The following is an 18,128-nucleotide window of genomic DNA, read 5'->3' on the forward strand; positions in this document are numbered from 1 at the left end:
GGGGGCGGGCCCCCTCACGAGGCTGGGTCGACGAGCGGCCGGCCGACGGGCGGCCGCGTGGTCAGTTCTGGTCGCGGCGACGGTCCCAACGGTCCTCGAGGCGCTGCATGAACGAGCCGTTGCCACCGCCCCGGCGCTTCACGGGGCGGCCCTTGACGGTGCCGCCGGCGGAGACCACCCCGGCGGGGCCGCCCTTGCGCTGGCTCGACACGGCGTACGCCGTCCCGGCGAGCATGAAGACGAAGCCGAGGATCGCGAGGACGTAGTTCTTGCCCGCGACGCCGGCGACCAGTCCGACGAGTCCGAGGGAGATCGCCACCGCACCGATGAGGATCTTCCGGCCCGCCCCGGCCCGGCGGTTGGCACCGCGCATGGTGGAGGCGAACTTGGGATCCTCGGCGTAGAGGGCGCGCTCCATCTGCTCGAGAAGGCGCTGCTCGTTGTCCGAGAGCGGCACGTCGACCTCCCAGGTGCAGTCCGCGATACAAACAGGATAAGTCCGGGCCGCGCGGCGCGAAACCCGATCCAAGGATGACTCGGCAACCCCGTGTTTCGACTTGATGACGCTCGGGGGGTCCGAAAGGTTCGTCGTGACATCACCCGATCAGCAGCATGGTGCATCCGATCCCTGTGCACCACCCGGTGAAACGGTGCGAAACGGCGTCGAACGGGCCCGGACGCTCGCCGGACGGCGGGTCACGCCGACTCGTCCGGCTGCACGAGGCTCGCCGGCCGGACGGCGCCCGCCCCGAACCGCGCGCTCGCCCGGTCGACCGCCTGCTCGGCCTCGCGCCAGCCCTGCGGCCGCTCGTCGAGGGCGAGCTGGTGATGGCTCCCGGCGGCGTCCGCCAGCCCTTCGACCCGCACCCCGACGAGCCGGATCCGGGCCCGGTCGAGCCCGAGCGCGGCGTAGAGGTCGCGGGCCACGGCGTAGACGGTGCGCGCGACGTCGGTCCGCTCGGGCAGCGTGCGGGCCCGGGTGATCGTCGTGAAGTCGGCGAACCGGACCTTGATGCTCACGGTGCGCCCGACCATCCCCTGCGACCGCATCCGGGCGGCGACCCGTTCGGACAGCCGGAGCAGCTCACGCAGGACGACCTGCGTGTCGTCGACGTCACGGGCGAACGTCTCCTCGGCGCCGATGCTCTTCTCGACCTGCTCGGGGACGACCGGGCGCGGGTCCCGGCCCCACGAGAGCGCGTGCAGATGGCTGCCGGCGGCGTCCCCGACGGCCCGGCGCAGCGTCTCCACCGGGACGTGCGCGAGGTCGGCGACGGTGCGCAGCCCGAGCCGCTGGAGCGCCTCCTCGGTGCGGTCGCCGACCCCCCAGAGCGCCCCGACGGGGAGCCGGTGGAGGAACGTCACCGTCTCGTCCCGCGGGACGACGAGCAGCCCGTCCGGCTTGGCCCGCCCGGACGCGAGCTTGGCGACGAACTTCGTCGAGGCGACGCCGACCGAGCACGTGATGCGCTGCTCGTCGGCCACCCTGTCCCGGATGAGCTGCCCGATCGCGGCGGGCGGCCCGAGCCGGCGGAGGGCGCCCGCGACGTCGAGGAAGGCCTCGTCGAGGCTCAGCGGCTCCACGGCGGGCGTCACCGAGCGGAAGATCTCCATGACGCCGTGGGAGACCTCGCTGTAGCGGTGGTGCCGGGGCTCGAGGACGACGGCCTGCGGGCAGAGCCGGCGGGCCCGGCCCATCGGCATCGCCGAGTGGACGCCGAACCGGCGGGCCTCGTACGTCGCCGAGAGGACGACGCTGCGCCCGCTCCCGCCGCCGACGACGACCGGCAGGCCGTGCAGGTCGGGCCGGTCGATGAGCTCGACGGACGCGAAGAAGGCGTCCATGTCGACGTGGAGGATCGTGCAGCCGTCGTCGTCACCGGTGAGGCCGTCGTCGAAGCCGCCCGGGCGCCCGGCCCGGTCGAGCTGGCGGCGGCTCACGGGGCACCTCCCCCGGTGACGCGGTGCGCGGTGATGTGCGCGGTGATGTGCGCGGTGATGTGCGCGGTGGCGCCGGCCGGTGCGTCAGCCGCGGCGCCGGGCGACGAGGTGGAGCTGGGCCGCGACGGCCGACAGGACCGCCCGGTCGGGGTGCTCGCTCGCGGCCCGCTCGAGGTCGAGGAGGGCCTGGGCGGCCTCGGGGTCGCCGTCGACGAGCGCACCGGGGAGCAGGTCGGTGAAGATCCGCACGCCGTGGACGAGCCGGACCTCGACCGAGCCGCCGCCCGAGCCGTCGCCGGTCGCGGCCGGCCGGTCGGCGAGCAGGCCGCGCAGGGCGGCCTCGTCGAACCGCCGGGGCACCGGGTCGCCGTCGCCGCCGCGGCCGGCGGGGTCGTCGAGGATCCGCCGGGCCTCGGCGAACCGGCCGGAGAGCGCCCGGGCGAAGAGGGCACCGAGCCGCTGCGCGACGAGCACGCTGAGCAGCCCGTCGGGCCGCAGCGCGTCGACGGCGTCGTGGAGCGCCGCGTGCGGGTCGTCGACGTACTCCAGGGCGCCGTGGCACAGGACGACGTCGGCGACCCCGGCCCCGAGGACCGAGGTGAGCGCCCCGGCGTCCCCCTGCTCGGCCCGGACCCGGTCGGCCACGCCGGCGTCGGCCGCGCGGCGGCGCAGGGCCGCGAGGGCGTCCGGGCTGGGGTCGACGACGGTGACCCGGTGCCCCAGCTCGGCGAGCGGGACGGCGAAGCCGCCGGTGCCGCCGCCGACGTCGACGACGTCGAGGGACGCCCGGCCGACGGCCTGCGACTGCTCCGCGACGAGGGTATCGAGCACCTCCCAGACGACGGCGGTCCGGATCGCCGAGCGCGGGTCGCCCCGCAGTGCCCAGCGACGGGCTCGGGCGGTGTCAGGGGCCACGGTCGGTCTCCCGGATGAGGTCGCGTCGTCCACGGTCGGGACGTCGCCTCCCACCCTAGTGAGCGCGTGCCCCGCGGCGACGCCGCGGTCGCCGGGACACCCGCGGGACGCGCCTGTGCCGTGCGGTGCAGGTCGTCGCTCACCGGCCGCTGCTCCCCGGGCTCGCGTGCCAGAGCTTGCGCGGCGGCTCGCTGCGGCGGCGCCGCTCGCCCCCGGCGTCGCGCGGGTCTCCCCCGGCCGCCGTCGGGTCGGCCGCCGTCGGGGCGCCGGCAGCCCGGTCCTCGGGCCCGACCGGCTGCTCCCCCGGCCGCAGCGGGCGGCGGCCCCGGTCGCCGTCGACGACCGGGCCGGCGCCCTCGGCGGCGAGCATCCGCCGGGTGTCCCGGGTGTTCTCCCCCGGCGGCTTGATGTCGGCGTACGGCGACTGCCGGAACCCGCTCGCGTGGACGAGCACCCGGCGGTGCCCGGACCCGCCGCCCATCCCGCCGGCCCGGTTCGCGCCGGCCGCCGACGCGGCGGCCGGCCGGGCGACGTCCCGGTCACCGCTCGGCAGCCCGGTGCGGGTCAGCGCGGCGGCGTACTCCTCGTCGGCCGTCGGGCCGCCGTCCCGGGCCGGGACGACGACCCCGCCGCCGAACTCGGTGACCGGCGGGCGGACCATGACCGGCCGCGACGACCGGCTCGCCGCCGCCCCGCGGACCGCGGCCTGGGTCGTCTCGTCGTCCCAGGAGCGCTCGGCGGTGACGATCCGCCGGACCGCCTCCAGGCCGCCCCCGACCCAGGCGTCCCAGAGCACCGGCAGCTCCCACGCCCCGGTCGCCCGCAGCGACACCCCGCGCGGACCGGTCCGGCGCAGGACGCCGCGGACGACGAGCAGCCAGGAGTGGAAGACCGTCGCGGCGTACGGGCCCTGGGCGTCCTCGAAGAACGTCGCGTCGACCGGACCGGTCGCGTCGTCGAGGGTGAGGAAGACGACCCGCCGCCCGGACCGCACCGGCGGCGTCTGGGTCGCGACCTTGACCCCGGCGACGAGCAGCTCGCTGCGGCTGCGCCGGCGGAGCACATCGGCGGAGCGGGTCACCCCGAGCGCGTCGAGGAGCGGGACGTAGAAGTCGAGGACGTGCCGGCTCGCGTCGAGCCCGAGCACCTCGAGCTCGGCCCGGACCCGCTCCGCCCCCGTCATCTCGGGCAGCCCGCTGCGGACGGTCTCGTCCGGGGCGTCGCCGAGGTCGAGGGCGAGCTGCACCGAGTGGTCCTGCGGCGGGGCCGCCGCCCGCGGGGCCTGCGACTGGCGGGCCGTGGCCTCCCGGACGGCGTCCGGGTGCGGCCCGTCGGGCCCGGCCGCCGCGGCGTGCGCCTCCCGGGCGGCGCCCCGGGAGGCCCCGGTGCCCGGCCGGCCCTTCGTCACCGACCGGGTCCACCGCTCGAGCTCGGCGACCTGCAGGAGCAGGTCGCGCCGGGTCACCCGGCCGCGGCGCCGGACCGGCAGCGTCGAGCCGAGCCCGTAGAGGGTGTCGAAGGCCCCGGCGACGACGAGCCGCTCGACGACCGGGCGGGACACGTGCGCGCGGTGCCAGAAGTCGGCGAGCGAGTGGTACGGCCGGCCCGCGACGATGCGTGCGACCTCGGCCTCCGAGATGCCCTTGACGTCGGCGAGGGCGAGCCGGATGCCGTAGGGCCGGCCGTCGGGCAGCCCCTCCCCGGGCAGCGGCCGCGGGGTCGGCGGGTCGTCGGGCGCGTCGGGTGCGTCGTCCGGTGCATGGCCGAGGTGACCGCCGGGGTGCCCGTCGGGCCGGGCGTCGTGGCCCGCGTCGGCCGCGGCCACGTCGGGGCTGGTCCCCCGCGACGGCCGGGCGTCGACCTGGTCGAGGATCCGCGGCGGCGGCTCGTCCCACCAGGTGACCTTCTCCACCCGGTACGTCGCGTCGGAGACGTTGACGTCGAGCGGCAGGACGGCGATGCCGAAGTTGCGGGCGTCGTCGAGGATGAGCCGCTTGGGGTACATCCCGGGGTCGTGGGTGAGCACCCCGGCGAGGAAGGCCGCCGGGTGGTGCGCCTTGAGCCACGCCGAGTGGTAGGTCGGCAGCGCGAACGCCGCGGCGTGCGCCTTGCAGAACCCGAACGACGCGAAGGCCTTGAGCACCTCCCAGATCCGGTCGACCGTCGCGGCGTCGTAGCCGAGGGCGGTCGCCCGCGGCCGCCACCACGCCTCGACGTCGACCTGCCCCGCGGGCGAGCCCATCGCCCGCCGGACCTCGTCGGCCTGGGCGAGGCTGCACCCCGCGGTGACCGCGACGATCTTGAGCACCTGCTCGTGGAAGACGACGACGCCCGCGGTCTCGGCGAGGGCCGGCTCGAGGCTCGGGTGGAGGTAGTCGGGCTCGTCCCAGCGCTGCCGGGCCCGCAGGAACGGGGTGACCATGTCGGACTTCACCGGCCCGGGCCGGAACAGCGAGATGTCGATGATGAGGTCGCCGAACGTCTCCGGGGCGAACTTGCCGACGAGCTCGCGCTGCCCGGGCGACTCGATCTGGAACATCCCGAGGGTGTGCGTCGAGCGGATGAGGCGGAACGTCGCCTCGTCGTCGTGCGGCACGGCGTCGAGGTCGATCCGGCCGGTGCCCGGGTCGAGGTAGCCGGTCACCGGGTCGGCGGCCGTCTGCGGGTGGTGCCCGGCGGCGAGGGCGTCGGGGCCGTCGACCCGTTCGACCTCCTGCAGCGCGTAGGCCATCGAGGACTGCATCCGGATCCCGAGGACGTCGAGCTTGAGCAGGCCGAGGTCCTCGACGTCGTCCTTGTCGAACTGGCTCATGGGGAACCCGACCCAGCTCGACTCGACCGGGGTCCGGTCGAGCAGGCTCCGGTCGGAGAGCAGGACGCCGCACGGGTGGAGCGCGACGTGCCGCGGCAGGCCGTCGAGCCGCTCGACGAGGTCGAAGAGCAGGTCGAGCCGGGCCGCGCCGAGCCCGGACGCCCGCAGCTCGGGCAGCTCCCGGATCGCATGCCGGACGTCGCGGGCCCGGATGTGCGGGAACGACTTGGCGATCGCGTCGACCTCGGGCGGCGGGAGGCCGAGCGCGGCACCGACGTCCCGGACGGCGTGCCGCACCCGGTAGGTGTCCATCATCGACACGCAGCTGACCCGCTCCGACCCGAAGCGCCGCAGGATCTCCTCGTAGACCTCGGTGCGCCGGGCGGACTCGACGTCGACGTCGATGTCGGGCAGCTGCGCGCGCATCGGGGAGAGGAACCGCTCCATGAGCAGGTCGTGCCGCAGCGGGTCGACCCCGGAGATGCCGAGCAGGTAGTTCACGAGGCTGCCGGCCCCCGAGCCGCGCGCCGCGACCCGGACCCCGATCCCCCGGATGAGCCCGCACACCTCGCCGACGGTGAGGAAGTAGGCCGGGAAGCCCATCTCCGTGATGGTCGCCAGCTCGTGCTCGAGCCGCTCGGAGACGGCCCGCAGCCGCTGCGCGGACGCCCCGGGGTAGCGCCGGCCGATCCCGGCCTCGCACTCCTTGCGCAGCCGGGACTGCGGGCTCTCCCCGATGCCGAGGCCGAGGACCTCGTCCTCGGGCAGGTGGACGCTGCCGGTGCCGAGGTCGGCCTGGGCGTCGAGCCGGCACCGGTCGGCGAGGGCCCCGGTCGCCGCGAGCAGGCCGGTGGCGCCGTCCTCGTCGCCCGCCGCCCGGGCGACCTCGCGGGCGACCGACGCCATGTGCCCGCCCGGTGCGAGGAACCCCTCGGCGCTGACCCGGTCGACGTGCCGGGTGTCGAGGGCGACGAGCCGGCGGGCGGCGTCGAGGACGTCGACGGTCGTCGCACCGTCCGGCGTCGCGGACCGGACGGCGTTCGTGAGGACGGCGGTCACGCCGGCCTCGCCGGCCACCGCGAGCATCCGCGCCGCGTGGCCGACGCTGCCCGGGGTGCCCTGCGCGCCGTGGTGGCAGACGACCTCGACGTAGAGCTCGGCCGGGGCGGGCAGCACGGCACGCCACCGGTCGAGGACGGCCCGGGCCAGGTCGGGCCGGCGGGCGAGCACCGCCCGGCCGACCTCGGAGCCTGGGCCGAGGAGGACGGCGAGGGCGGGCGCCCCGCTGCGGGGGTCGGCCGCGTGCTCGCCGACGAGGTCGGGGGTGGCCACCGGCCGGCCCCGCTCCCCGCGCAGGTGGGTCGCCGACACGAGCCGGCACAGCCGGCCCCAGCCGGCGGCCACGGGCAGCCCGGTCGCGGCGTCCGCGGCGAGGGCGAGGACGGTGACCCGCGGGTGCCGCGGGTCGACGCTCGCGCCGCCGCGCACCGGGGCCCGCCCGGCCGGGCGGCCCGCCGGGACCGCCCAGCCGGGCAGCCCGTCGAGGAGCCCGCTCGGCTCCACGGCGAGGTCGACGCCGAGGATCGGGGACAGCCCCGCCGCGGCGCAGGCCCGGGTGAACTTCACCGCGCCGTAGAGCCCGTCCCGGTCGGTGAGCGCGAGCGCGTCCATGCCGTGCCCGGCGGCCTCCTCGACGAGCGCCGCCGGTGTCGAGGCGCCGTAGCGCAACGAGTAGCCGGAGGCGACGTGGAGGTGCGTGAAGGGAACACCCATGGCCTGGCCCGCCTCTTCCGGTTTCTCTACGTGACAGGTGGGCTGACGAGCAGGTGCCTCACGTGCAGGTGGCTCACGTGCAGGTCGGCAGCGCCCCCGGCAGCACCGGCTGGTAGGGCATGCCGAGCACCGTCTCGACGACGTGGTGGAAGGTCTCGGAGTCGCGCAGGAGGTCGTCGGCGTCGCGCGCCGAGATGCCCTCGCCCCGGCCGGCCTCGATGGCGGCGCGCCGGGTCGCGGTCGCGGCGAAGAAGGCCGCCCACTCGGTGAGCTCGGGGGCGACCCTGGGGAGGATGTCCCAGACGCTGCGGGGACCGCCCCGGGTCGTCGCCCGGCCCCGGACCGCGAGCACCGCGGCCCCGGCCCGCAGCGCCGCGAGGTGCGCCGCGACGTAGCGCTCGCCGCAGCTGCGCGCCGCGCAGGCCTGGAGCAGCCCTGCCCGGGACCGTTCGAGCAGCATGCGTGCGGCCACCGAGACGGGTGGACGGTCCAGAGTGCTCACCGGCATGTCGGCCTCCTGGTCGGCGGGCCCTGCACCGCCGGTCGTGTCCTGCATGGGGTCGTTCGGGTCGTGCTCGTGCGGGTCGTCGGACCCGCTCCTGCCGCTCACGACGCACGTCAGTCCGCGACGCGGACGAGGCGCCACGCGTCGGCGTGCGCCCCCTCGCGGCAGAGGTCGAAGACCCCGGAGCCGTGGACCCGGCCCCGGCTCGCCTCGACCCGCCACACCTCACGCTCGGGGGCGAGCGCGACCCGGGGGCCGCGCACCTCCTGCTCGCCGCCCTCGTACCCGTCCCCCTCGTGCGGCACGGCGCCCGTGCCCGGTCCCGTGCCCCCTGGGGCGTGCTCGTCGCCGTCCCCGTGGACCGCCCGGGCCGCCGCGGACGCCCACCAGGCCCGGCGCTCGCGCCAGTGCCCGAGGACGTCACGGACGACGTACAGCCGGCCGTGCCACAGGAAGCTCCCCGGCCGTTCGCCGTCCGGTGCAGGACGGACCTCGACCGGCTCCTCGTACCGTCGGACCATTGCGGTGCCTCCCCTCGTGAGTGCGTGCCGGGCGTCGTCGACGTCGGTCGATATCGGTGTCGACGGGTGCCGGCGACGCCGTGGGGAAGACGGACGCCGGGTGCCTCACCCGGCGGGCGCGCTTCCCCACACGCCCGCCGGGTGAGACCCGTTGGTCACGGCCCGTGGCGCGGCGGGGTCGAGTCGCCGCGCCACGAGCCGCTTCGCCCGCCGGGTCCGCGATCCCGGCAGGCATTCGAACACGCGTTCGAACGATTTCGACTGTACACCGCCCCCGGCCGGGGCTCAACGGCTTGCGCACCTCCGCCCGGACGGCCGGGCGTGTCGCCGGGGAGACACGCCCCGATCGTCCGAGAACCGCTGGAAACGTCACTCCGACCGTGCTGTACTTACACTTGGACATGCCAAACGTCAGCGAGGAGGAGAGATGATGACACTTCCCGCTGCCGACGCCGACGACGCTGTCGCCGGCCTCGTCACCGATCCGGGCACGGAGCCGTGGCCCGCCGTCGCCGGCCAGCCCCGCACCTGGGAGTGGCCCCGGCACGGCCCCAAGCCTCCCCGGGGGGACCGACAGTTCCGCGAGTTCGAGGCCGCCGTGCCGCCCGCGATCGGCGATCGGCCGGTCCGCCCGGGCCCCGAGGCCCGGGCCGCGCTCGCCGCCGCGACCGAGGCGGTCGCCGTCCTCGACCGCTCCGCGACCGTCGACCTCACCGCCCTCGCGGGGGCGCTGCTGCGCTCGGAGTCCGTCGCGTCGTCCCGGATCGAGCACCTGCGCGCCTCCCAGCGCGAGGTCGGGCTCGCGATGCTCCGCGGCGGCGACCCGCGCAGCGCGGCCGCGCACGTCGCGGCGAACGTCCGGGCCATGACCCTCGCCGTGGCCCGGGCCGCCGACGGCGGCGACACGACCGTCGACGACGTGCTCGACGTCCACCGCACGCTCCTCGCCGACGACCCCGAGCAGTCCGGCTGGGCCGGCCACCTGCGCACCGTGCAGAACTGGGTCGGCGGCTCGTTCCACTCCCCGCGCGGCGCCCTCTTCGTGCCGCCGCAGCCCGGCCTCGTCGCCCCGCTCATGAACGACCTCGTCCGGTTCTGCAACCGGGTCGACGTCGACCCGGTCGCCCAGGCCGCCGTCGCCCACGCGCAGTTCGAGACGATCCACCCCTTCACCGACGGCAACGGCCGCACCGGCCGGGCGCTCGTCCACGTCCTCCTGCGGCGCCGGGGCCTGGTCCGGACGACGGTCGTGCCGGTCTCGACGGTGCTCCTCGCCGACGTCGACGCCTACTTCGCCGGCCTGGCCGACTACCGGGCCGGCCGGCTCGACGTCTGGCTCGCCCGGTTCGCGGCGGCGACGTCGCACGCGGCGTCCGCCGGGCTGCGGCTCGCGCTCGACCTCGCCGAGATGCGCGGCGCGTGGTGGGACGCCGCCCGGCCGCGGCGCGGGTCCGTCGGCGCGGTGCTCCTCGAGGCGCTCCTGCGCCAGCCCGTCGTCGACATCGACACCCTCCGGGTGCTCGCCGAAGAGGGCGGCGCGGACGGTGCCGTCGCGGACAAGAACCTCTACCGGGCCGTCGACCGGCTCGTCGCGGCCGACGTCCTCGCCGAGGTCTCGGGCGGCGCCCGCAACCGGGTCTGGGCCGCGGTCGACGTCCTGGACCTCCTCGAGCGCTTCGAGACCGACCTCGGACGGCGGCGGGCCCCGCTGTGACGTCGGCCGGCGGTACCGCCCCGGCGCCGGGCGGCCCCGCGCACAGACCCGCGCGACCCGCCACCGGGACGGACGTGTCGAATTCCACGACGTCCGCACGCGTGTTCCGGGTCCCCGGTCCTGGTAGTCACCCCCGGTGCGCACATAATGTCCACTCGTGGCCACCCAGACCCTGAGCTCCCGGAAGACCGGAGCGCGACGCACGACCGTTGCGATGAAGCTGCTCATGGCGTCGACCGGTGGGTTGTTCGTCTTCTACGTGCTCGCGCACATGTACGGCAACCTCAAGGTCTTCGCCGGGCAGGACGCCTTCGACACCTACGCCCACCATCTCCGGACCCTCGGAGAGCCGATCCTCCCGTACGAGGGCTTCCTGTGGCTCTTCCGGGTCGCGCTGATCCTCGCGCTCGTCGGGCACGCGTACTCCGCCTTCTACCTGTGGAGCAAGGCGAGCGGTGCGCGCAGCACGCGCTACGCCGTCAGCGCCGCGAGCCGGATGGCCTGGAAGTCGCAGACGATGCGCTGGGGCGGGGTCGCGCTCCTGCTCTTCCTCGTCTGGCACCTGATCCAGTTCACGATCGTCAAGGTCAACGTCAACCCCGACGTCAAGGACGCCACGATCGGCGACAGCCCCTACGCGCTCGTCGTCGCGAGCTTCCAGGTCTGGTGGGTCGTTGTGATTTACCTCCTCGCGCTGGCAGCCCTCGGGCTGCACCTGCAGCATGGGGTGTGGAGCGGTGCCCAGACCCTGGGCTGGACGAACTCTCCGCGGGCACGGCGCACGGCGCAGACGACCGCGTACGCGATCGCCCTCGTCACCGCGGTCGGGTTCGCACTGCCTCCGCTGTTCATCCTCTTCGGCGTCGTGGACTGATGGGACAGACCGACATGACCGACCGCACCGCAGGGCTCTTCGTCGAGGGCGAGCCCATCCATGACACCAAGGCCCCGTCGGGGCCGATCGAGACCCGCTGGAGCCGGCGCAAGTTCGAGGCCAAGCTCGTCAACCCGGCCAACCGGCGCAAGCTGTCGGTCATCGTCGTCGGCACCGGCCTGGCCGGCGCCTCGGCGAGCGCGACGCTCGGCGAGGCCGGCTACGTCGTGAAGTCCTTCTGCTACCAGGACTCCCCGCGCCGCGCGCACTCGATCGCGGCCCAGGGCGGCATCAACGCGGCGAAGAACTACAAGGAGGACGGCGACTCCGTCTTCCGCCTCTTCTACGACACCGTCAAGGGCGGCGACTACCGCGCCCGCGAGTCGAACGTGTTCCGGCTGGCCGAGGTCAGCACGAACATCATCGACCAGTGCGTCGCGCAGGGCGTCCCGTTCGCCCGCGAGTACGGCGGCCTGCTCGACAACCGCTCCTTCGGCGGCGTCCAGGTCTCGCGGACGTTCTACGCCCGCGGCCAGACGGGCCAGCAGCTCCTCATCGGCGCCTACCAGGCGCTGCAGCGCCAGGTCGCGGCCGGCTCGGTCGAGGTCTTCACCCGGCACGAGATGCTCGAGCTCGTCGTCGTCGAGGGCCGGGCCCGCGGGATCATCGTGCGGGACATGGTGAGCGGCGAGATCGAGACCCACCTCGCGGACGCCGTCGTCCTCGCGACCGGCGGCTACGGCAACGTCTTCTTCCTCTCGACGAACGCCATGGGCTGCAACGTCACCGCGACGTGGCGCGCGCACCGCAAGGGCGCGCTGTTCGCCAACCCGTGCTTCACGCAGATCCACCCGACGTGCATCCCGGTCTCCGGGGACCACCAGAGCAAGCTCACGCTCATGAGCGAGTCGCTGCGCAACGACGGGCGGATCTGGGTCCCCAAGGACCCGGCGGACCGGGAGAAGGACCCGCGGCAGATCCCCGAGGAGGCCCGCGACTACTACCTCGAGCGGATCTACCCGGCGTTCGGCAACCTCGTGCCGCGCGACATCGCCTCGCGGGCCGCGAAGTACCAGTGCGACCAGGGCAAGGGTGTCGGCCCGGGCGGCCTCGGGGTCTACCTCGACTTCGCCGACGTCATCTCCCGCCTCGGCGTCGAGACCGTCAAGGCCCGCTACGGCAACCTCTTCGACATGTACGCGCGGATCACGGGCGAGAACCCGTACGAGACGCCGATGCGGATCTACCCGGCCGTGCACTACACGATGGGCGGGCTCTGGGTCGACTACGACCTCGAGTCGACGATCCCCGGCCTCTTCGTGGCCGGCGAGGCGAACTTCTCCGACCACGGGGCGAACCGGCTCGGGGCCTCGGCCCTCATGCAGGGCCTCGCGGACGGCTACTTCGTGCTGCCGAACACGATCCGCGACTACCTCGCGGCCGGCCCCTTCCCCGCCGTCGCCCAGGACGCCCCCGAGGTCGTCGAGGCGCGGACGGCGGTGCAGACCCGGATCGAGCGGTTCCTGTCGAGCAACGGCTCGCGCACCGTCGACTCCTTCCACCGCGAGCTCGGCCACATCATGTGGGAGTACTGCGGCATGGAGCGCACCGAGGAGGGGCTGCTCGAGGCGATCAGCCGGATCCGCGCGCTGCGCAAGGAGTTCCAGGACGACGTCCGGGTGCTCGGCGCCAACGAGCAGGTCAACGCCTCGCTCGAGAAGGCCGGCCGGGTGGCCGACCTCATCGACCTCGGCGAGCTCATGTGCATCGACGCGCTCCACCGCCGCGAGTCCTGCGGCGGGCACTTCCGCGCCGAGTCCCAGACCGAGGACGGCGAGGCGCTGCGCCACGACGACGAGTACGCCTACGTCGCGGCCTGGCAGTACGGCGGCGAGGACGGCCCACCGGTCCTGCGCAAGGAACCCCTCGTGTACGAGTTCGTCGAGATGAAGCAGCGGAGCTACAAGTGAAGATCACTCTTCGGATCTGGCGCCAGGCCGGCAAGGACGCGCCGGGCCGGCTCGTCAGCTACCAGCGCGACGACGTCTCGCCGGACATGTCCTTCCTCGAGATGCTCGACGTGCTCAACGAGGACCTCATCGCCAAGGGCGAGGAGCCGGTCGAGTTCGACAGCGACTGCCGCGAGGGCATCTGCGGCATGTGCGGCCTCGTCATCAACGGCGAGCCGCACGGCCCGCAGGTGACGACGACGTGCCAGCTCCACATGCGCTCGTTCGAGGGCTGCGACTCGATCACCATCGAGCCGCTGCGCGCGGACGCGTTCCCGGTGCTGCGCGACCTCGTCGTCGACCGCAGCCCGCTCGACCGGATCATCCAGGCGGGCGGCTACGTCTCGGTGAACACCGGGTCGGCCCCCGAGGCGCACTCCCAGCTCGTGCCGAAGGTGCACGCCGACCGGGCGTTCGACGCCGCGGTCTGCATCGGCTGCGGTGCCTGCGCCGCCGCCTGCCCGAACGCCTCGGCGATGCTCTTCCTCGGCGCCAAGGTGACCCACCTCGGCGAGCTGCCGCAGGGCCAGCCGGAGCGCGACGCCCGTGTGGTGAACATGCTCAACCAGCACGACGAGGAGGGCTTCGGCGGCTGCACGAACGTCGGCGCCTGCGCCACGGCGTGCCCGAAGGAGATCCCGCTGGACGTCATCAGCCAGCTCAACAAGGACCTGCGCCACTCCCTCGTCCGGGGGCTGTGACACCGCAGGAGCACTCCCGAGCACAGCCCGCTGCGGCACGACCCGGTCAGAAGCCGAGGTCGTGCCGCAGCGGCGTGTTCACCCGGAACCACGCACCGAGGGTGTCGAGGTCGCGCACCGGGGTCCGGAACCGGACGACGACGTCGGTCACGCCGTCGCCGGTGAGGCAGGCAAGGACGAGCCCGTCGCCCGCGAGCGACCGCACGGTCACCGCCGACGTCCCGGCCGGCCCGCCCCGCGCCCCGGCGAGCGCCCGGAGCTCGGCCTGGTGGTCGCGCTCGAGGTGCTCGGCGACGCCGAGCAGCCGGACGGTCCAGGGGTCGGGCCGGGCGGCGCGGAACAGCACCTGCGGCACGGCCCGGCGGACGACGTCCCCGGTCGCCGACCGCTCGACGAGCTGGACCCGCTCGGCCCGAACCGGGGCGGCGACGAGCCCGTCGACGTCGGCCAGGCCCGGGCAGGCGCACCCGCCGGACGGCGACAGGTCGCCCAGCGGGACGTCCCGCAGCGGCACGGCCGGCCCGCACCGGCCGCCGAGGACGAGCTCGCCGAGGGCCCGGTCGCGGGCCCGCCAGCGGATCTCGACCGGCAGCCCGGCCAGGCCGCCGGGATCCCGGTCGACGAGGTAGACGTCGCCGTCCTCGTCCGCGACGACGGCGACCGGCTGCGCGACGTCGGCCGCGCCGCTCCGGACGGCGACCCGGACGGCGGCGGCGAGGATCGTCCGGGCCCGGGCGGCCACGGGAACGGGTGCTCCCTGCATGAGTCCTTCTAGTTAGGTAAGGCTTACCTAACTAACCATGCTGTCGCTGTGGGCCGCAAGGGGACCGACCCCGGCCCACCCTCCCCCGGCCGCTCGGGACCAACATCCGCAGTACGACCTGAAGGATCGACAGATACTCGAATCTGCCGGGTCACGGGGGTCGCGCCCCGGCGGACCGGGGGCCTCGATGATCTCCGTTCATGGACGCGCCAGCACCGCGACCATCACCTCTCGGACACCGCGTCGCATCGTCCTGTGCGTCCTCCTCCTGGTGGTGGTCGCCGCCTGCGGTGGCGCGCCACCCCTGGGACCTCCGCAGCCGACGACACCGATCCGATCGCCGGTCCGCTCGTCCGTGTCACCTGATGCCGGGGCTCGAGCCGTCACCCCGGTTGCGACACCGTCATCGCCGACCACGCCCCCGCCGAGGACCTCCACCGGCTCCCGGCGCAAGCACGTGTGGGCTCTCCCGATGGGGGACATGGAGAACGCGGACGACAGCGGAGTCCTCTACGGCATGCTCATGGGCGGGCGGTGCCGGGAGGCCCAGGACTACCTGGACGCCGTGTGGTGGCACAGCTTCTTCGAGAGTCCCGAGTACGTGGTGCTCTTCCAGGTCGGGATCGACATGTGCCGCGGTGACCGCCGGGCGGCAGCCGACCTGTTCGCCCGGGGGACCGACAGCTACCGCTGGCAGGGAGTCGCGCAGGTCCGGAACCTCCGGAACCTCGTCCTGGCGTACACCGACGCAGCCGGCGAGCCCGACCCGTGCGCGGGCGAGGATGCGCTCCCGTGCTGGGCGTCCGACCTGGCGCCGTGGCCACCCGGGCCGCACCTGCCCTACGACGACCCGCGGACGGTTGCCGTCGAGGGGCGCACCCTGCGTGCACTCTCCGTCTCCCGGGGGCCCGCGTCCCTGCCGGGGAACCCGGGCCTCGACCTCGACACCGGCGAGGTCGGGATGGGCGAGGGAGTCGACCTCTGGTGGGACAACACCTCCCCCGACGACCGGTGGCTGCGTCCACAGGGAGGGACCACCCTCGTCGTCGTCGACGGGGGCCGCTACGAGGACCTCGGTATCCGTGACCTCGTCGGACTGCGCTACGCCGACGTGCCGTTGGACGGCAGGACCGGGCCGACGAACCAGGTTCCGACCGGAACCGTCATCGCCGTGCGGATCGACGCGGACACGTACGCGAAGGTACGCGTCACGAAGTACGACTCGGACCTGGAGCTCGACTGGGAGACCCTCCAGGTGTCCTGATCCGACCCGACGAGAGCACCGAGCGAAGGTGGTGACCCAGGTGAGGTCGGTCGCAGGCTCCCGGCTCGCTCGTCGCCCCACGCCGCCTCCGACGACGGCCGCGAACCCGGTCCCGACCCTGCGTGCTGTCACGGGACCTCTGCTCACGCTCCTGGCCAATGTCGCCGTGCTCACAGCACTGCTCGTCTACTTCGGATGGCAGCGGACCGAGAGCGAGGCGGCCGCGCTCGGGATCGACGAGAGCGTCCTCGGCCTCGGAACCCAGGACTACGTGCTCCGAAGCGTGGGACCGGTGCTCAGACTCCTCGCGGTCGTCGGGGTGTCGGGATATCTGGCGGTACGGCTCGACAGCTGGACCCGCGGCCGCATCGAGGCGCGTCCGGAGACCGACCGGCTGCTCGACGTGCTGACCCTCCTGATGCTGTGGAGCTGGCTCGTCCTTCCTTTGGCCGTCGTCGCGCTGTCGTTCAGGGTCTGGGCGGTCGCGTACGTCGCGTTCCCCTTCGCGATCGGGCTCGGTGCACTCCTCGTGCCGTACGCCCGCGTCCTGCGGGCACGCAGGGGCCTGGGCGGCGAGCCGCCTCCTGGAGACAGAGCGGCAGAGCGCCTCCTGTCCGTCCTGGTTCTTGCCGTGACCCTCTTCTGGGGGACCTCCAACTATGCCGAACTGGTCGGCGAAGGCATCGCCGACCGCATCCGCACTGGGGCGGCCGCGGCGACCCCCGCCGCCGTCTACAGCCCGCACCCGCTGGAGATCGCCGGGGCGGGTGTCGTCGTGGAACGGTTCCCCGGACCTACCTACGGCTACCGCTACACGGGACTGCGTCTGCTCGAACGGTCCACTGAGGGGTATGTCCTCCTCGCGGGGGACTGGAGCACCGACGACGCGGCAGGCGTCGTCGTGATCCTCCCGAGCGGCGCGCCGCTGCGCTTCGAGTTCGGCCCCGGAGCGCGGCCTGTCTCGTGACGACGGGCGTGACCGTGACCCGGGGGACGATCCGCGACCTCCTGCGCGCCGCGGCGGCCACATGGCTAGCCTGGCGACGTGACGTCCCAGATCTCCTCCGGCCCCGGCGAGCTCGACGACCACCCGTCCGTGAAGCGCGTGCGCGGCGTCCTCGCCGAGCGCGGCGCGACCGGCGCGATCGTCGTCCTCGGCGACCACGCGCGGACGGCGCCGCTCGCCGCCGAGCAGCTCGGCGTCGGCGTCGCGCAGATCGCGAACTCGCTCGTCTTCGCCGTCCCGGACGACTCCGCCCCCGGCGGCCGGCGGCCGCTGCTCGTGCTCACGTCGGGGGCGCACCGGGTCGACACCGCGAAGGTGGCCGCGCTCGTCGGCGCCCCGCGGCTCGACCGGGCCGACGCCGACTTCGTCCGGGAGACAACGGGTTTCGCGATCGGCGGGGTGGCCCCCGTCGGGCACACCAGCCCGGTCCAGACCCTCGTCGACACCGACCTCGCGCAGTTCGACGAGGTGTGGGCGGCCGGCGGCCACCCGCGCACGGTGTTCCCGACGACGTACGACGAGCTCGTCCGGATCACGGGCGGCGCCCCCGCAGACGTCGCCTGACATGTCCGACACGGACGGCGGCACAGCCGGCGACCCAGGCGGCGACCCAGCCCTCCCCCACGTCACCCTGACGTTCTGGGGCGTCTCGGCGTCCGCCGTCCCCGGGGCCGTCTCCCGGATGGCGCTGGACCGCCGGCACCTGCGCCGCGCCCCCGGCCTGCAGTTCGCCAAGCTGCTGGGCACCGGTGACGGGCGGACCTTCACCGTCCGGGACGCCGACCCGAAGCACTGGGGCCTGCTCGCCGTGTGGGACTCGCCGGAGGCCGCCGCCGGGTTCGCGGGCGGGGTGACCCACCGGCGCTGGGAGTCCCTCGCCGCCGAGCGGCTCGACCTCGTGCTCCGGCCGATCGCGGCCCGCGGGCTCTGGGCCGGGCGGACCCCGTTCGGCGACCCCGCGCCACGCCGTGTCGAGGGCCCGGTGGCGGCGCTGACCCGGGCCCGGATCCGCACGTCGAAGGCCCGCACGTTCTGGCGCTCGGTGCCGCCGGTCTCCGCCGACCTGCACGCGAGCGAGGGGCTCCTGCTCGCCGTCGGCATCGGCGAGGCCCCGGTCGGCCTGCAGGGCACGTTCAGCCTGTGGTCGTCGTCGGCGATGCTCAACGACTTCGCCCACCGCCGGGCGCCGCACGCCGAGGCCGTCGCCCGCACGGCGAGCGTCGGCTGGTACGCCGAGGAGCTGTTCGCCCGCTTCGAGGTGCTCTCCGCCCGGGGTGCGTTCGCCGGCGTCCGGTACGACGACCTGCTCACCGCCAAGCCCTAGGCTTGC

General features: G+C 74.7%; 15 protein-coding genes. 8 read left to right on the plus strand and 7 right to left on the minus strand.

Annotation, left to right across the window (positions count from 1 at the left end):
- Positions 1-61: 61 nt before the first annotated feature.
- The 6 genes from ECOMGDLI_RS07650 to ECOMGDLI_RS07675 form a co-directional block, all read right to left on the minus strand.
- Complete coding sequence (locus ECOMGDLI_RS07650; RefSeq protein ID WP_088315732.1) at positions 62-457, minus strand: DUF3040 domain-containing protein; 396 nt, start codon at positions 455-457, stop codon at positions 62-64.
- A gap of 239 nt (positions 458-696) precedes the next feature.
- Positions 697-1,941, minus strand: a complete 1,245-nt coding sequence (locus ECOMGDLI_RS07655; protein ID WP_088315734.1) for a DNA polymerase IV — start codon at positions 1,939-1,941, stop codon at positions 697-699.
- Between the two features lie 84 nt (positions 1,942-2,025).
- Entirely contained in the window at positions 2,026-2,856 is an 831-nt protein-coding gene (locus tag ECOMGDLI_RS07660; protein ID WP_233153352.1) for a bifunctional 2-polyprenyl-6-hydroxyphenol methylase/3-demethylubiquinol 3-O-methyltransferase UbiG, read from the minus strand.
- A gap of 139 nt (positions 2,857-2,995) precedes the next feature.
- The gene (locus ECOMGDLI_RS07665) at positions 2,996-7,441 is read right to left on the minus strand and encodes a DNA polymerase III subunit alpha (protein ID WP_198954653.1); all 4,446 of its coding nucleotides are present in this window, start codon (positions 7,439-7,441) and stop codon (positions 2,996-2,998) included.
- A 73-nt stretch (positions 7,442-7,514) separates the two neighbouring features.
- The gene (locus ECOMGDLI_RS07670) at positions 7,515-8,051 is read right to left on the minus strand and encodes an SAV_6107 family HEPN domain-containing protein (protein ID WP_198954654.1); all 537 of its coding nucleotides are present in this window, start codon (positions 8,049-8,051) and stop codon (positions 7,515-7,517) included.
- Positions 8,052-8,059: 8 nt separating this feature from the next.
- Positions 8,060-8,467, minus strand: coding sequence for a DUF6504 family protein (locus tag ECOMGDLI_RS07675; protein WP_088315736.1), 408 nt, complete (start codon positions 8,465-8,467; stop codon positions 8,060-8,062).
- 427 nt (positions 8,468-8,894) lie between these two features.
- On the opposite strand from ECOMGDLI_RS07675, the gene ECOMGDLI_RS07680 reads away from it, so the two are divergent.
- From ECOMGDLI_RS07680 to ECOMGDLI_RS07695, 4 genes are all read left to right on the plus strand, one after another.
- Positions 8,895-10,181, plus strand: a complete 1,287-nt coding sequence (locus ECOMGDLI_RS07680; protein WP_088315738.1) for a Fic family protein — start codon at positions 8,895-8,897, stop codon at positions 10,179-10,181.
- A 157-nt stretch (positions 10,182-10,338) separates the two neighbouring features.
- Complete coding sequence (locus ECOMGDLI_RS07685; protein WP_198954655.1) at positions 10,339-11,055, plus strand: succinate dehydrogenase cytochrome b subunit; 717 nt, start codon at positions 10,339-10,341, stop codon at positions 11,053-11,055.
- The gene (locus ECOMGDLI_RS07690; RefSeq protein WP_233153353.1) at positions 11,055-13,025 is read left to right on the plus strand and encodes a fumarate reductase/succinate dehydrogenase flavoprotein subunit; all 1,971 of its coding nucleotides are present in this window, start codon (positions 11,055-11,057) and stop codon (positions 13,023-13,025) included. Before ECOMGDLI_RS07685 ends, ECOMGDLI_RS07690 begins: the two co-directional genes overlap by 1 nt.
- A complete protein-coding gene (locus ECOMGDLI_RS07695; RefSeq protein ID WP_088315742.1) occupies positions 13,022-13,765 on the plus strand; it encodes a succinate dehydrogenase/fumarate reductase iron-sulfur subunit in 744 nt (247 codons plus the stop codon). Before ECOMGDLI_RS07690 ends, ECOMGDLI_RS07695 begins: the two co-directional genes overlap by 4 nt.
- A gap of 46 nt (positions 13,766-13,811) precedes the next feature.
- On the opposite strand, the gene ECOMGDLI_RS07700 is transcribed toward ECOMGDLI_RS07695, so the two are convergent.
- Complete coding sequence (locus tag ECOMGDLI_RS07700) at positions 13,812-14,528, minus strand: DUF2470 domain-containing protein (protein ID WP_143447566.1); 717 nt, start codon at positions 14,526-14,528, stop codon at positions 13,812-13,814.
- A gap of 472 nt (positions 14,529-15,000) precedes the next feature.
- Here ECOMGDLI_RS07700 and ECOMGDLI_RS07705 point away from each other — a divergent pair, with 472 nt between their 5' ends.
- From ECOMGDLI_RS07705 to ECOMGDLI_RS07720, 4 genes are all read left to right on the plus strand, one after another.
- The gene (locus ECOMGDLI_RS07705) at positions 15,001-15,792 is read left to right on the plus strand and encodes a hypothetical protein (RefSeq protein ID WP_143447567.1); all 792 of its coding nucleotides are present in this window, start codon (positions 15,001-15,003) and stop codon (positions 15,790-15,792) included.
- 40 nt (positions 15,793-15,832) lie between these two features.
- Positions 15,833-16,759 carry a hypothetical protein gene (locus tag ECOMGDLI_RS07710; protein WP_143447568.1) on the plus strand — a complete coding sequence of 309 codons (927 nt, stop codon included), beginning with the start codon at positions 15,833-15,835 and terminating at the stop codon, positions 16,757-16,759.
- Between the two features lie 78 nt (positions 16,760-16,837).
- Positions 16,838-17,362, plus strand: a complete 525-nt coding sequence (locus ECOMGDLI_RS07715; protein WP_233153354.1) for a YbaK/EbsC family protein — start codon at positions 16,838-16,840, stop codon at positions 17,360-17,362.
- Position 17,363: 1 nt separating this feature from the next.
- A complete protein-coding gene (locus ECOMGDLI_RS07720) occupies positions 17,364-18,122 on the plus strand; it encodes a monooxygenase (protein ID WP_198954656.1) in 759 nt (252 codons plus the stop codon).
- The last annotated feature ends 6 nt before the right edge of the window (positions 18,123-18,128 follow it).

It is taken from the genome of Kineosporia sp. R_H_3 (assembly GCF_002198675.1).
Classification (GTDB): domain Bacteria; phylum Actinomycetota; class Actinomycetes; order Actinomycetales; family Kineosporiaceae; genus R-H-3.